We start from the raw sequence: 15,021 nt of genomic DNA, 5'->3' as shown, positions 1-15,021 counted from the left end.
AAGGGGAGCTGGACGCTTCCAGACCCTACCTGGGTGGGTGTCGATTGAAACCCCTAGATCACAAAGACGGTCGGGGTGTGTCCGATCTTCACCCTTGCGCTCTCCCTCACGCCAGGGGAATACCCAGGGAACGCGAGGAGAAAGCGGGCGCAGGTAGTGTCGAACCGTTCAACACCCGTCAGAGCTGGCCGGATTCCCGTACGGCTCGACACATAAACGGCAGGAGAAGTGACCGTGCAGCAGGAGGCCGGAGTCGACGGCGAGGCACTGGAGGTCTGGATCGACCAGGATCTCTGTACCGGTGACGGCATCTGCGCCCAGTACGCGCCCGAGGTGTTCGAGCTGGACATCGACGGTCTGGCCTATGTGAAGGGCGCGGATGACCAGTTGTTGCAGGCGGAGGGGGCCACAACGCCCATACCACTGCCGCTTCTCACGGATGTGATCGACTCGGTGAAGGAGTGTCCGGGTGAGTGCATCCATGTACGTCGAGTTTCGGACAGCGTGGAGGTGTACGGTCCGGACGCAGAGTGACCAAATCCGTACGGTGGGTTACGACTGTAGGATTTCTCACACGCGTGGGTTGCGGGCGTCAGACGCTTCGGGCGTCTGCGGGTGACGAGCGGACGAACGCACCGTTCTTCCACTGCCACTTAGCGTTCTCCTTCGTGTCCGGGCAGCATGTCGGTACGTCGTCGGAGGAGTAGCCGAGCAGGGTCGCCAGCACCGCTCCGTCGCGAACGGCGAAGTCACTGACGGTGAACCGGTCCTTGGGGTCGACGAGGGTCGCCACGATGCGGACCTGTGACGCATCCTCGCCCTGGGTGAGCACGTACACGCCGTCGGGCGGCGTGCTGATGCCTGCGTCGCAGTGCACCACGGCGACCGTCTCGGGCCGGCCGTCGCCGTCGAGGTCACCGGAGGCCTTCTGTTCCACCACGGCCTGTACCGGGCCGCATTCGAGGGGGAAGTCGACGTCCTCGGGGGCGGGCGGTGCGGCGACGGGTGCGGACCGGGTTCCCTGGGACGGCGTCTGGGCGGCGGTCGCGGAGTCCGGCTGCAGGAGCGAGGAGAGGGCCACGACACCGGCGACAGCGGTGGCGGTGGCAAGCCAGTGGATCGGGCGGGTGTGGGTGTGTGCCAGTTCCGGGATGGCGGATTGCTGCACTAGGAGTGTCTCCCGTGAGGGCTGTGCCGGTGGGGGTGGCCAGCATGGTGCCACACGTCACAGTGCGGGGGAACGGCGGGGTCGACCCTTGTGCCGGTGGTGTCTTGGCGAGGCAGCCCCTTCGGTGCGGCCTCAACGGGAAAGCGCCATGGCCGAGTTCCCGGCGGGTTGCGGGAACTCGGCCACGGCGCGGTGACGTTGTGTGCGGCAGGGGGCCGCCTCAGCGGCCGATGCCTCCGTCGGCGTTGGGGCCGGAGTAGTCCTCGCCGTAGGCGCCCTTGGCGGGCCGGCGGCGACGCATGGGCGGTTCGACGCCGTCGGCGAGGCGGCGGGCGGTGAGCAGGAAGCCGGTGTGGCCGATCATCCGGTGGTCGGGGCGGACGGCCAGGCCCTCGATGTGCCAGTTGCGGATCATCGTCTCCCAGGAGGTCGGCTCGTTGAAGCAGCCGATTTCGCGGATGGACTCGACGGTCCGGGCGAGCTGGGTGGTGGTGGCGACGTAGCAGCACAGGATGCCGCCCGGGACGAGCGCCTTGGAGACGGCTTCGAGGCACTCCCAGGGAGCGAGCATGTCGAGGATGACGCGGTCGACGTCGGTGTCGCTGAGGTTGTCCTGGAGGTCGCCGACGGTGAGCTGCCAGGCGGGGTGCGGGCCGCCGAAGTAGCGTTCCACGTTCGCCTGCGCGATCTCGGCGAAGTCGGCGCGGCGCTCGTAGCTGTGCAGCATGCCCTGGTCGCCGATGGCGCGCAGCAGGAAGCTGCTGAGCGAGCCGGAGCCGACGCCGGCCTCGACGACGCGTGCGCCGGGGAAGATGTCGGCGAAGGCGAGGATCTGACCTGCGTCCTTGGGGTAGACGACGGCTGCCCCGCGGGGCATGGACAGGACGTAGTCGGGGAGCAGGGGGCGCAGCGCGAGGTAGGCGACGTTCCCGGTGGTGCGGACAACGCTGCCCTCGGGGGCGCCGATCAGTTCGTCGTGCGGGAAGGAACCCTTGTGGGTGTGGAAGTTCTTCCCGGCCTCGAGCGTGAACGTGTAGTGGCGGCCCTTGGGGTCGGTCAGCTGTACCTGGTCCCCGACCTTGAAGGGCCCGCGCCTGCGGGCGGCACCGGTCGGTTCGGACATGTGACCAGCCTACCGGCGTTTCAGGTGGGCGCCGACCACGGGCCGCCGGGTGCTACGAGGGCCTGGCCATGGCCTTGACGAAGGCGCGCTCGACGTCGGCGGCGGACAGGACGCCGTAGATTTCGCCGGTCTCCTCGACGACCAGGTACTCGGTGGCAGGGGTGGCGCGCAGCACCTCCAGGAGGTCTTCGCCGGCCAACTCGGCGGAGACGCGCATGCCGTCGCTGAGCTCCTGGGCGAGGCCGCTGACGGCGACCCAGGGGCGGCGGTGTTCGGGTACGCCGACGATGGCGGCTTCGCGGACGAGTGAGATGGGGTTGCCGTCGGCGTCGACGACGACGAGTGCGCGGGCGCCGGCGGCGTTGGCGCGGCGCAGGGCCTCCGAGAGGGGTGTGTCGGACTCGACGGGCACCGCGCGGCGGGTGAGGGTGCGGGCGCGCAGTTCCGGGAGGTGTTCGCGCAGGCGGGCGACGCGCAGGCTGTTGCCGGCGCCGGTCCAGATGATGGCGGCGAGGATCGCGGCGAGCAGGGCGTCCATGACGGTGTCCATGCCGACGTTGTCGACGGCTTCGGTGCCGAGGGCGCCGGACTGGGTGAGCAGCGGGAGGCCGATCAGGACGGCGACGGCGAGGGCGCGGCCGACCCAGGCGGCGGCGATGGTGCCGCTCATCGGCTTGCCGGTGATCTTCCAGACGACGGCACGGAGCATGCGGCCGCCGTCGAGGGGCAGGCCGGGCAGGAGGTTGAAGGCGGCGACGATCAGGTTGGAGATCATCAGGCCGGCCAGCAGGACGCCGGGGACCGTGCCGGGCTCGACCGGCTGCAGGACGAGGTAGAAGAGGCCGGCGAGGACGAGGGAGAGCAGGGGGCCGACGAAGGCGAGCACGAATTCCCGGCCGGGGGTCTCGGCTTCCTTCTCGATCTCGGAGACGCCGCCGAAGAACTGGAGCTGGATGCGGCGGACCGGGAGCTTGAAGCGGAGGGCGGCGACGGTGTGGGCGAGTTCGTGTACGAGCACGGAGGCGTAGAAGGCGACCGCGAAGAAGAGGGAGACCAGATAGCGGGCCGCGCCGAGCTCGGGCAGTACACGCTCCAGTTGCCCGCCGAACACCCAGGTGATCAGGGCGGCGACCAGGAACCAGCTCGGGGCGACGTACACGGGCACACCGAACGGCCGCCCCATCAGCAGCCCGCCTCTGGGCTCCGGACGCTGCGGGGCGGGGCCCTTCTCGGGGCCGGTGCCGGTGTGGGCGAGGTGGCGGTGGGCGGGGGGAGAGGCGGGTGCCGGGTCGTCGTCGGCGGGGCGGGCCGAGTCGGGGTCGGCGTCGGCCGGGTCGGTTTCCGCGCGCTCCGCCGGGGGCGCCTCGGCTGCGGGCGGTTCGGTGGGCGCAGCGGGTGTCCGCCAGGGCGCGTCGGGGCGTGTGGGGTCGGTGGTCGGGGCCGTACGGTCCGTTTGCTGCTCGGCCGTTTCGTCGGTGCCCGACCGCGGCTGCCCGCTCCCGCCGCTCTCGTCCACGGTGTCCCCTCGTTTTGAAGCGTCTCCCGCGCCTGCCGGGCGGAAGGGTCTCGGGTCGATGGTATGCGGCCGTCGGGATGCGTTCCGCCCCGGCACCCCCCTCTGTTTCCCTTGCCGTGGCAGGGGTTGCGGCCGCGGGGTGCGTCACTGTCAGTGGTGGGCCGTATGGTCTGTGGGTATGGACACCAGCACCGAGGGCGCGGCGCAGGCCCACAGCGGCGGCACGGCCGGGACCCGGACGGATCCGTCGGTCATGGCCGAGCCTACGACGGCGACGGCAGCGACGGCTGTCGCCACCGAGCCCGTCGTCATACCGCCGACCTCGCTCTCGCCCTCGCGTGCCGGCGACTTCATGCAGTGTCCCCTGCTGTACCGGTTCCGGGTGATCGACCGGCTGCCGGAGAAGCCCAGCGAGGCGGCGACCAGAGGCACCTTGGTGCATGCGGTCCTGGAGCGGCTCTTCGACGCCCCCGCGCAGGAGCGCACCGCGCCCCGGGCCAAGTCGCTGATCTCCGGCCAGTGGCAGCGGTTGCGACAGAGCAGGCCGGAGGTCGAGGAGCTGTTCGCCGACGACCCGGACGGGGAGCGGCTGGCGCGCTGGCTGGGCGAGGCGGAGCAGCTGGTGGAGCGCTGGTTCACGCTGGAGGATCCGAGCAGGCTGGAGCCGGCCGAGCGTGAGCTGTTCGTGGAGGCGGAGCTGGAGTCGGGGCTGCGACTGCGCGGGATCATCGACCGGGTGGATGTGGCGCCGACCGGTGAGGTGCGGATCGTCGACTACAAGACGGGCAAGGCGCCACGGCCCGAGTACGCCGAGGATGCGCTGTTCCAGATGAAGTTCTACGCCCTGGTGGTCTGGCGGCTGAAGAAGGTCGTCCCGCGGCGGCTGCAGCTCGTCTATCTCGGCAGCGGTGACGTTCTGACGTACGATCCGGTCCTCGCCGACCTGGAGCGGGTGGAGCGCAAGCTGCTGGCGCTGTGGGAGGCGATCCGGCGGGCCACCGAGACGGGCGACTGGCGGCCGCGGCCGACGAAGCTGTGCGGCTGGTGCGATCACCAGGCGGTGTGCCCGGAGTTCGGCGGCACTCCCCCGCCGTATCCGCTGCCCGTGAGGGGGGTCGGGTCGGGGGATTCGGAGCAGGGCAGAATGGGGCCGGACTAGCGAAGGAGACTTACGTGGCCATCCGTGTCCTACTGGTCGACGACCAGCCGCTGCTGCGTACGGGCTTCCGGATGATCCTGGAGGCCGAGCAGGACATCGCGGTCGTCGGCGAGGCCGGAGACGGCCTCCAGGCACTTGACCAGGTGCGGGCTCTGCAGCCCGATGTGGTGCTGATGGACATCCGCATGCCGCGGATGGACGGCGTGGAGGCGACCCGGCAGATCACCGGCCCGGGGCGGGACGGCCCGGCGAAGGTGCTGGTGCTGACCACGTTCGACCTCGACGAGTATGTGGTGGAGGCCCTCAAGGCGGGCGCCAGCGGTTTCCTCCTGAAGGACGCCCCCGCCAACGAACTGGTGCAGGCGATCCGGGTCGTGGCGGCCGGCGAGGCGATGCTCGCACCGAGCATCACACGGCGCCTCCTCGACAAGTACGCCACGCATCTGCCGTCCGGCGACGAACCCGTCCCCGACACGTTGAACACCCTCACCGAGCGCGAGGTGGAGGTTCTGAAGCTGGTGGCGCGTGGACTGTCGAACGCGGAGATCGCCGCCGACCTGTTCGTCAGCGAGACCACGGTCAAGACGCATGTGGGCCATGTGCTGACCAAGCTGGGGCTGCGGGACCGGGTGCAGGCCGCGGTGTACGCGTACGAGAGCGGTCTGGTGCGCCCCGGCGCGCAGTGACCCCACCTGCGGCCGTACGACGCCGAGGGCGCCCCCTTCCGAGGAAGCGGGCGCCCTGACGCATGTCGGCTGCTCAGCCCTTGCTGATCTCCCAGAACCGGAACACGGTCGAGGCGTCGAGGCAGTACTCCAGGCCGTAGACGGCCTCGCGGATCACCGCGTACTGCTTGGCCTGCCAGACCGGCAGGACGGGGAGTTCCTCGGCGACGATGTCCTGCAACTCCCCGAACTCCTCGTCGGTTCCCGCGCGGTCGCTCTCGGCGGCGGTGCTGGGGATGAGGGTGCCGGTGATCTCGCTGTTGGTGTAGTTGTTGCCCAGGACGTTGCCCTCGCCGAAGAACGGGGCGGTGAAGTTGTCGGCGTCCGGGTAGTCGGGCACCCAGCCCTTGACATACACGCCGTACTTGCCGTCGGCGATGTCCTTCTCGTACTGGTCGAAGGCGACGGACTGCACGTCGGCGGTGAACAGGCCGCTGGCGTTGAGCTGTGCCGCGATCGCCGCCAACTCCTGGTCAGTGGCGGGTCCGTAGCGGGAGGGGGTCGACCAGAGGGTGAGCTTGACCTTGCCGGTGATGCCTTCGGCGCGCAGCGCGGCCGCGGCCTTCGCCTTGGAGGGGCGGGCACCGTAGGTGTCGAAGAAGGCCGTGTTGTGGCCCGCGATACCGGCCGGAATGATCGAGTACAGCGGGGTCGCGGTGCCCTGGTAGACGTCCTCGATGAGGGCCTCGCGGTCGATCAGGTGGGCGATGGCCTTGCGGACGCCGGGCTGTCCGGCTACGGGGTCGTCCATGTTGAAGACCAGATGCTGCACCTCGGCGCTGCTGCCCTCGATGACCTTGACCCCGGCGTCGTCGTCGGCGTTCTCGATGTCGGCGATGTCGCCGGCGCTCAGGCCTCGGTAGGCGATGTCGATCTCGTTGCCGAGGAGCGCCTCCTTCAGGGCGCTCTGGTCGCCGTGGAAGAACTTCAGGGTGACGCCGCTGTTCTGGACCTCGGCGGTGCCCTTGTAGTTCTCGTTGACCGAGAACACGGCCTCGTCGTCGCTGAACGAGTCGAGCTTGTACGGGCCGGAGCCGACCGCCTCGCCGTCCTTGCGCAGCCCGTTCGCGTCGTACTGCCGGTGGTTGACGATGGAGCCGGCACCGGAGGCGATCTTGCTGGGGAAGGTGGCGTCGGCGACCTTCAGGTTGAACACGACGGTCTTCTCGTCCGGCGTCTGGACCGAGTCGAGCATGGGGAACATGACGGCCGGACCGGCCTCGTCGTTGATCTTCAGCATGCGGTCGAAGGAGAACTTGACGTCCTTCGAGGTGAGCGGGTCATCGTTGCTGAACTTCAGACCGTCCTTCAGCGTGCACTTGTAGACCTTGGTCGACGTGTCCGTGAAGGTGCACCCCCGGGCCGCCTCCGGCTGCGGTTCAGTGCCGCCCTCGGGGAAGCTGAGCAGGGACTGGAAGACGTTGTTGAACAACAGCCACGAGCCGGGGTCGTAGCCGGACGCGGGGTCCGTGGAGAGGACGTCGTCGGACATCCCCATGACCACGTTGGAGCCGTTCTCCCCGGAGTCGCCGGTCTCGGATCCGCATCCGGTCAGCAGACCGGAGGCCAGCCCAGCCAAGATCGGCAGAACCGGCCATTGGTTGCGCATGTTCACTGCGTGTGCCTTACGTCGTTCTCGAAGGCCCCGGGCCGCCGTCCAGGAGCCGGGCACGGAAAGGGGGATGGGTCAGCCGCTCACGCCGCGGCTGAGCTCCCACAGCTGGAGGGTCGCGGAGGAGTTGAGAGCGTACGCGACGCCCGTGACGTCGTCGCGCGCGGCCACGTACTGCTTGCCCTGCCACAGCGGCAGCATGGGTACGTCCTCGGCCACGATGTCCTGGATCCGGTTGAGGCTGTCGGCGGCACCCAGCCGGTCGGCCTCACGACGGGACTCCGGGATCAGGGAGTTGCGGATCTCGCTGTTGGCGTACGGCGACTTGAGGAAGTTGTCCTTGTCGAGGAACGGGGCGACGAAGCTGTCGGGGTCGGGGAAGTCGGGGAACCAGCCCATGCCGAACACGTCGTACTCGCCGTTGCGTTCGGCGGGTACGAAGGTGTCCCAGGGCGTGCCCTCGATGCTGACGTCGAACAGGCCGCTGTCGTTGAGCTGCTGCTGCAGCTGCTCGAACTCCTTCTTCGTGGCGGCGCCGTAGTGGTCGGTCGTGTAGTGCAGCGTCAGCTTGACCGGGGTGGTGATGTCGGCGGCGGTCAGCAGGGCCTTGGCCTTGGTGACGCTCGGGTCGCCGTACTTGTTGAAGAACGCGTTGGAATGGCCGGTGACGGAGGCCGGGACCAGCGAGTACAGCGGTTCGGCCTGGGAGCCGTAGACCTTGGAGATCAGTTCGCTGCGGTTCACGATCTGGGCCATGGCCTGCCGTACGGCCTTGTCCTTCACCGTCGGGGCGTCGGTGTTGAAGGCCAGGTAGCGGATCTCCAGGCCGGGCACCTCCACGAGTTCGACGTCGCTGTCGGAGGCGGCGGAGAGCTTGTCGATCTGCTCGGGCGTCATGGAGCGCGTCATCATGTCGATGTCGCCCTTGTCGAGGGCGACGCCCATGGCGTCGGCGTCCTTGTAGGAGACCATGTCGACCTCCTGGTTGTTCACCGACAACGCCCCCTTGTAGTGGGGGTTCTTGGTGAACTCGGCCCGGACGAGTTCGTCGTTCTTCTCCTCGGCCTCAAGGGTGTACGGGCCGGAGCCGTCGATCTGGAAGCCCTCGCGCAGCTTGTTCTTCTCGTAGTTGTCGGGGTTCACGATGCCCGCGACCGGAGTCGACAGCTTGTACGGGAAGGTGGCGTCCGCGGTCTTGAGGTGGAAGATGACTTCGTTGTCGCCCTGCGTCTCGACGGTGTCGACGGTGGACAGCAGCGCGAAGACGCCACTGTCGGCCTTGATAGCGCGGGCCCGGTCGATGGAGAACTTCACGTCGGCCGCGGTGACGGGGTCGCCGTTGGAGAACTTCAGGTCGGCGCGCAGCTTGCAGGCGTAGCGCTCGTTGCCGGTGTCGGTGAAGCCGCAGCTCTGGGCGGCCTCGGGGACGGGTTCGCCGTCGCCGCGCGGCTGGACCATCAGGGTCTGCACGGTCTGCCGCAGCACGTTCCAGGTGCCGACGTCGTAGGCGTACGCCGGGTCGAGGGGCGCGGGTGCGTCCTCGGTGGCGATGAACCGGTCCGTGGTGCCGACGACGATCGCATCGCCGCCGTCGCTCCCGCTGTCCGACCCGCCACAGGCGGCGAGCGCGGGCGCGAGCAGGCCGACCACAGCCGGCAGCACCAAAGTCTTGCGGTTCATGCTCGAGTTTCTCCAGAGCTGTCAAGTCCGTGTATCCGGCATGCAGGGGTGGCGCAGCGGAGCACGGGAGCGGGGCAAGGTTCTCGCGACGAGATTAATGCGCACCCGCTCCGGGGTTCGCAGCGGCGGGAGTTGAGCGCCCATCACGCTGCGAAACCGGGCGCGGACACACTGAAAACCCGACAGCGGAAGGATTAGTACAGCGTTCCATGAATCGGGACACAAAGGCAGGGTGACCGCCCCGTATCGGGGCCGCGAGACACGCAGGCAGCCCCCTGTCGACCCCTCAAGAAGTGGCGAACATCACACTTTCGCACAGGGTTCAACAGGACCGGAATTCAGCCATCCGGGAGTTCGAAATTCTTTCGCAAGTGCACCCGGTGAATTACTGTTCTGGCGAAGCAGTACGGTGGGTGAACACCTAGCACATTTCCGTCATCAGGCCGCGCAGAAATGCCAGGTCCACCTGTTCGAGAGAGTCCACCACGGTACGCCGGGCAGCCGGGGCGATCGGGGCCACCGACGGTACGGCCACCACCGGGCAGCCCGCGGCCTCGGCGGCCGCCACACCGGTCGCGGTGTCCTCGACGACCGCGCATCTGGCCGGTTCCGCGCCGAGTCCCGCGGCGGCGAGCAGATACGGGTCGGGGTGCGGCTTGGTGCGCGCCACCTCGTCCCCGGCCACGGTAAGGGCGAAGTACTGGGGGCCGATCGAGCCCAGCACCCGGTCGATGATGCGCCGGTGCGAGGCCGAGACCAGCGCCGTCGGGACCTCGTGCGCGGCCAGCTCGGCCAGCAGCCGGGCGGCACCCGGCATCAGCGGCAGTGCGCGGTCGATACGGTCCTCGAACCCCTGGTTGAGCAGGACGGTGAGCTCGGCGAGGGTGATGTCGGCGCCGGTGGCCTCGATCAGGAACCCCGCGCTGCGGGTCATGGGACCGCCGACCACGACATGGCGCCAGGAATCGTCGAGGGTGTGACCGAGGCCTGCGAAGACCTCGACCTCGACGTCCCACCAGAAGCCCTCGGTGTCCACCAGGGTGCCGTCCATGTCGAGGAGTACGGCCTGCAGGGCGGAGCCCTCCGCCGTACGGGTGCCGAGTGCGGGGACCGTCGTCGTCATCCGGTGGTACCTCCTGAGGGACTAGCAGGCCGGTTCCCTGACGGGAACCGGCCTGCTGTGGACCGACCAGTGTACGACGTATCCGATCAGCGTGCGTTGAAGTACTTCGCCTCGGGGTGGTGGATCACGATGGCGTCCGTGGACTGCTCGGGGTGCAGCTGGAACTCCTCGGACAGCCGGACCCCGATCCGCTCCGGCTCGAGCAGGTCGGCGATCTTCGCCCGGTCCTCCAGGTCCGGGCAGGCGCCGTAGCCGAGCGAGAAACGCGCTCCTCGGTACTTCAGCGCGAACATGTCCTCGATGTCGGCCGGGTCCTCCCCGGCGAAGCCCAGCTCGGCCCGCACGCGCGCGTGCCAGTACTCGGCGAGGGCCTCGGCCAACTGCACGGACAGACCGTGGAGTTCGAGGTAGTCGCGGTAGGAGTCGGACTCGAACAGCCGGGCCGTCTCCTCCCCGATCCGCGAACCCACCGTGACGACCTGGAGCCCGACCACATCCGTCTCGCCGGCCTCTTCCGGGCGGAAGAAGTCGGCCAGGCACAGCCGGCGGCCGCGGCGCTGGCGCGGGAAGGTGAACCGGGTGCGCTCGTTGCCCGCGTCGTCCAGGATGATCAGGTCGTCGTCCTTGGACACGCACGGGAAGTAGCCGTACACCACGGCCGCCTCGAGCAGGTTCTCGGTCTGGAGGCGGTCCAGCAGGCCGCGCAGCCGGGGCCGGCCCTCGCTCTCGACGAGTTCCTCGTAGGAGGGGCCCTCGCCGGTGCGGGCCTGCTTCAGCCCCCACTGGCCCTTGAACAGGGCGCCCTCGTCCAGCCAGGACGCGTACTCCTTGAGCTGGATGCCCTTGACGACGCGGGTGCCCCAGAACGGCGGCGTCGGGACGGGGTTGTCGGTGGCGACGTCGGAGCGGACGTGCCCCTCCTCCGGACGCTCCTCGACGACAGCGGTGGCGGTGGCCCGCACCCGGCGCTGCCTGAGCTCCGGCAGCTTCGCGCCGGGCACGCCCCGCTTGACGCCGATCAGGGCGTCCATCAGGCGCAGGCCCTCGAAGGCGTCCCGGGCGTAGCGGACCTCGCCCTCGTAGATCTCGTGCAGGTCCTGCTCGACGTAGGCACGGGTGAGGGCGGCGCCGCCGAGGATGACCGGGTAGTCGGCGGCCAGGCCCCGGGCGTTGAGCTCCTCCAGGTTCTCCTTCATGATCACCGTGGACTTCACCAGCAGCCCGGACATGCCGATGACGTCGGCCCTGTGCTCCTGGGCGGCGTCCAGGATCGCCGAGACCGGCTGCTTGATGCCCAGGTTGACCACGTTGTAGCCGTTGTTGGACAGGATGATGTCGACCAGGTTCTTACCGATGTCGTGCACGTCGCCGCGCACGGTGGCCAGCACGATGGTGCCCTTGCCGTCCGCGTCGGTCTTCTCCATGTGCGGCTCGAGATGGGCGACGGCGGCCTTCATCACCTCGGCGGACTGCAGCACGAACGGCAACTGCATCTGCCCGGACCCGAACAGTTCCCCGACCACCTTCATGCCGTCCAGCAGGGTGTCGTTGACGATGTCCAGGGCGGGCCGGTCCTGCAGGGCCTCGGCGAGGTCGGCCTCCAGGCCGTTGCGCTCGCCGTCGATGATGCGCCGCTTGAGGCGCTCCTCCAGCGGCAGCGCGGCCAGTTCCTCCGCCTTGCCCGCCTTCAGCGACTTGGCGGTGGCGCCCTCGAACAGCGCCATCAGCTTCTGCAGCGGGTCATAGCCGTCACGGCGGCGGTCGTAGATCAGGTCGAGGGCGGTGGTGACCTGCTCGTCGTCGAAGCGGGCGATCGGCAGGATCTTCGAGGCGTGCACGATCGCCGAGTCCAGGCCCGCCTTGACGCACTCGTCGAGGAAGACGGAGTTGAGCAGGATCCGGGCGGCCGGGTTCAGGCCGAAGGAGATGTTCGACAGGCCGAGCGTGGTCTGCACCTCGGGGTGACGGCGCTTCAGCTCGCGGATCGCCTCGATGGTGGCGATGCCGTCGCCCCGGGACTCCTCCTGCCCGGTGCAGATCGTGAAGGTCAGACAGTCGATGAGGATGTCCGACTCGCGGATGCCCCAGTTGCCGGTCAGGTCGGCGATCAGACGCTCGGCGATCTCGACCTTCTTCTCAGCCGTACGGGCCTGGCCCTCCTCGTCGATGGTCAGGGCGATCAGCGCGGCACCGTGCTCCCGGGCCAGCTCCGTGACCTTCGCGAACCGCGACTCGGGCCCGTCACCGTCCTCGTAGTTCACCGAGTTGATGACCGCCCGGCCACCCAGCTTCTCCAGACCCGCCCGGATCACGTCGACCTCGGTGGAGTCCAGCACGATGGGCAGCGTCGAGGCGGTCGCGAACCGGCCGGCCAGTTCCTCCATGTCGGCGACGCCGTCCCGGCCGACGTAGTCCACGCACAGGTCGAGCATGTGCGCGCCCTCACGGATCTGCTCCCGGGCCATCTCCACACAGTCGTCCCAGCGGCCCTCCAGCATCGCCTCACGGAACTTCTTGGACCCGTTGGCGTTCGTCCGCTCACCGATCGCCAGATACGAGGTGTCCTGACGGAACGGCACCGACTGGTACAGGGACGCGGCGCCCGGCTCCGGACGCGGACTGCGCTCGCTCGGCGTGGTGTCCCGGACCCGCTCCACGACCTGCCGCAGATGCTCCGGCGTCGTACCGCAGCAGCCGCCCACCAACGACAGCCCGTAGTCCCGGACGAAGTTCTCCTGCGCGTCGGCAAGTTCCGGCTCGGTGAGCGGGTAGTGGGCGCCCTCGGCCGTCAGCACGGGCAGGCCGGCGTTCGGCATGCAGGACAGCGGGATGCGGGAGTGGCGGGCCAGGAAGCGCAAGTGCTCGCTCATCTCGGCCGGGCCGGTCGCGCAGTTCAGGCCGATCATGTCGATGCCGAGCGGCTCCAGGGCGGTGAGCGCCGCGCCGATCTCGGAGCCGAGCAGCATGGTGCCGGTGGTCTCGACGGTGACCGAGACGATCAGCGGCACGTCGTAGCCGGCCGTCCGCATCGCCCGGCGGGCGGCGACGACCGAGGCCTTGGTCTGGAGCAGGTCCTGCGTGGTCTCCACGAGCAGCGCGTCCGCGCCGCCCGCGAGGAGGCCCTCGGCGTTCTGCTGGTAGGCGTCGCGGATCGCGGCGAAGGTGGTGTGGCCGAGGGTGGGCAGCTTGGTGCCGGGGCCCATCGAGCCGAGCACCCAGCGCTGCTGCCCGGTGCGCCGCGCGAACTCGTCGGCGGTCTCCCGGGCGATCCGGGCACCTGCCTCGGACAGCTCGTGGATGCGGTCGGCGATGTCGTACTCGCCGAGAGCGCTGAGGTTCGCGCCGAAGGTGTTGGTCTCCACACAGTCCACGCCCGCGGCGAAGTACTCGGCATGCACCGAGCGCACGATGTCCGGGCGGGTGACGTTCAGGACCTCGTTGCAGCCCTCGAGGTGCTGGAAGTCCTCGAGAGTGGGTTCCTGGGCCTGGAGCATGGTGCCCATCGCCCCGTCGGCCACCACCACTCGGGTGGCGAGCGCCTCGCGCAGGGCGGACACGCGGGTCCGGCTGTCGGTGGAACTGTCGATGGAAGGGGTCTGCGGCAACGAGGCCATGTATGGGCTCCCTGGAGTGCGACGGCTGTCGGCTTTGCGCTTCCTGTCCAAAGCCCGCGCGGGCTTCCCGACGAGGGCGCACGCCGCCAGGGTAGCCGGGACCCGGGGCCTATGGTCAGGGCGTCCACGAGACGGACCACGATAGCGGTCTGGTCACCGCCGGTGGACGTGTGACGCAACAACTGCCGACCGACCATTGGCGGCAGATCGGCATCGACAGGTAGTGTTCGGCATTGCCGAACACTGGACATAGTCGAACATCGGCGAACAGCGAGGCGGACGTCGTGGCTCGACGGTCGCACAGGGGACGGAGGCAGAACGGCGATGGCACGGAACATCCAGTCGCTCGAACGGGCGGCCGCGATGCTGCGCCTGCTCGCGGGCGGCGAGCGGCGGCTGGGTCTGTCCGACATCGCCTCGGCCCTCGGCCTCGCCAAGGGCACGGCCCACGGCATCCTGCGCACCCTCCAGCAGGAGGGCTTCGTCGAGCAGGACGACGCCTCCGGGCGCTACCAGCTGGGCGCCGAGCTGCTGCGCCTGGGCACCACGTACCTGGACGTGCACGAGCTGCGCGCGCGGGCCCTGGTCTGGACGGACGACCTGGCCCGCTCCAGCGGGGAGAGCGTCTACCTGGGGGTGCTGCACCAGCAGGGCGTGCTGATCGTGCACCACGTCTTCCGGCCCGACGACAGCCGGCAGGTGCTGGAGATCGGGGCCATGCAGCCGCTGCACTCCACTGCCCTGGGCAAGGTCCTGTCGGCGTACGACCCGGTCGCGCACAGCGAGGCACTGGAGAGCGACCGCAAGGCGTTCACCGACCGCACCGTGTGCGAACCGGACGGTTTCGAGCACATCCTCGACATCACGCGCGCGCGTGGCTACGCGGCGGACGTCGAGGAGACCTGGGAGGGCGTCGCCTCCGTCGCCGCACCCATCCACGACCGGCGGCGCATGCCGGTCGGCGCGGTCGGCATCACGGGCGCCGTGGAGCGGCTGCGCCCGGACGGCGAGCTGCGCCCCGAGCTGATCGCGGCGGTACGGGACTGTGCCCGCGCGGTGTCGCGGGACCTGGGCGCCGGGCGGTTCTGACAGATACATCCGAGCAAACCGGGACGTCAGTACGGCGTTCCGGCTTTCGCCCTACCCTAAAAACGGACATATAGGGCAGATTTCAACACATCCGCCCCGAGAAATCGACAGCTCGTAGCGATCAATAACGATCGCATTTTCGGCAACAGAACTCTTGACGTGCACGTAACGCCGAAGCAAGACTCCCGTCCATCGGTCGGCATTGTCGAACA

The 15,021-nt window shown here is 69.1% G+C and carries 11 protein-coding genes; 4 read left to right on the top strand and 7 right to left on the bottom strand.

Annotated features, from left to right (window positions below; genetic code table 11):
- The first annotated feature begins 228 nt into the window (after window positions 1-228).
- Window positions 229-534 carry a ferredoxin gene (locus tag ACKTSN_RS36995; RefSeq protein WP_409473085.1) on the top strand — a complete coding sequence of 102 codons (306 nt, stop codon included), beginning with the start codon at window positions 229-231 and terminating at the stop codon, window positions 532-534.
- Between the two features lie 58 nt (window positions 535-592).
- Here ACKTSN_RS36995 and ACKTSN_RS36990 read toward each other — a convergent pair whose 3' ends face one another.
- From ACKTSN_RS36990 to ACKTSN_RS36980, 3 genes are all read right to left on the bottom strand, one after another.
- Complete coding sequence (locus tag ACKTSN_RS36990; RefSeq protein WP_409473084.1) at window positions 593-1,168, bottom strand: hypothetical protein; 576 nt, start codon at window positions 1,166-1,168, stop codon at window positions 593-595.
- Between the two features lie 220 nt (window positions 1,169-1,388).
- The gene (locus ACKTSN_RS36985) at window positions 1,389-2,291 is read right to left on the bottom strand and encodes a tRNA (adenine-N1)-methyltransferase (protein WP_129796971.1); all 903 of its coding nucleotides are present in this window, start codon (window positions 2,289-2,291) and stop codon (window positions 1,389-1,391) included.
- 52 nt (window positions 2,292-2,343) lie between these two features.
- Complete coding sequence (locus ACKTSN_RS36980) at window positions 2,344-3,807, bottom strand: site-2 protease family protein (RefSeq protein WP_409473083.1); 1,464 nt, start codon at window positions 3,805-3,807, stop codon at window positions 2,344-2,346.
- Between the two features lie 178 nt (window positions 3,808-3,985).
- Between ACKTSN_RS36980 and ACKTSN_RS36975 the strand changes: the two genes are divergently transcribed.
- Entirely contained in the window at window positions 3,986-4,966 is a 981-nt protein-coding gene (locus ACKTSN_RS36975; RefSeq protein ID WP_409473082.1) for a RecB family exonuclease, read from the top strand.
- Window positions 4,967-4,980: 14 nt separating this feature from the next.
- Complete coding sequence (locus ACKTSN_RS36970) at window positions 4,981-5,652, top strand: response regulator (RefSeq protein WP_129796974.1); 672 nt, start codon at window positions 4,981-4,983, stop codon at window positions 5,650-5,652.
- Between the two features lie 73 nt (window positions 5,653-5,725).
- Here ACKTSN_RS36970 and ACKTSN_RS36965 read toward each other — a convergent pair whose 3' ends face one another.
- From ACKTSN_RS36965 to metH, 4 genes are all read right to left on the bottom strand, one after another.
- The gene (locus ACKTSN_RS36965; RefSeq protein ID WP_409473081.1) at window positions 5,726-7,306 is read right to left on the bottom strand and encodes an ABC transporter substrate-binding protein; all 1,581 of its coding nucleotides are present in this window, start codon (window positions 7,304-7,306) and stop codon (window positions 5,726-5,728) included.
- Window positions 7,307-7,378: 72 nt separating this feature from the next.
- Window positions 7,379-8,983 (bottom strand): ABC transporter substrate-binding protein, encoded by a 1,605-nt coding sequence (locus tag ACKTSN_RS36960; protein WP_409473080.1) that lies wholly within the window; start codon window positions 8,981-8,983, stop codon window positions 7,379-7,381.
- 421 nt (window positions 8,984-9,404) lie between these two features.
- Complete coding sequence (locus tag ACKTSN_RS36955) at window positions 9,405-10,106, bottom strand: HAD family hydrolase (protein WP_409473079.1); 702 nt, start codon at window positions 10,104-10,106, stop codon at window positions 9,405-9,407.
- Window positions 10,107-10,192: 86 nt separating this feature from the next.
- Complete coding sequence (gene metH / locus ACKTSN_RS36950; protein WP_409473078.1) at window positions 10,193-13,720, bottom strand: methionine synthase; 3,528 nt, start codon at window positions 13,718-13,720, stop codon at window positions 10,193-10,195.
- Window positions 13,721-14,044: 324 nt separating this feature from the next.
- Here metH and ACKTSN_RS36945 point away from each other — a divergent pair, with 324 nt between their 5' ends.
- Entirely contained in the window at window positions 14,045-14,809 is a 765-nt protein-coding gene (locus tag ACKTSN_RS36945) for an IclR family transcriptional regulator (protein WP_409473077.1), read from the top strand.
- Window positions 14,810-15,021: the final 212 nt, after the last annotated feature.

This window comes from Streptomyces flavusporus, from assembly GCF_046267975.1.
Taxonomy (GTDB): Bacteria; Actinomycetota; Actinomycetes; order Streptomycetales; family Streptomycetaceae; genus Streptomyces; species Streptomyces flavusporus.
The sequence above is the reverse complement of the archived record's forward strand: the minus strand, read 5'-3'. Positions and strand labels throughout refer to the sequence as shown.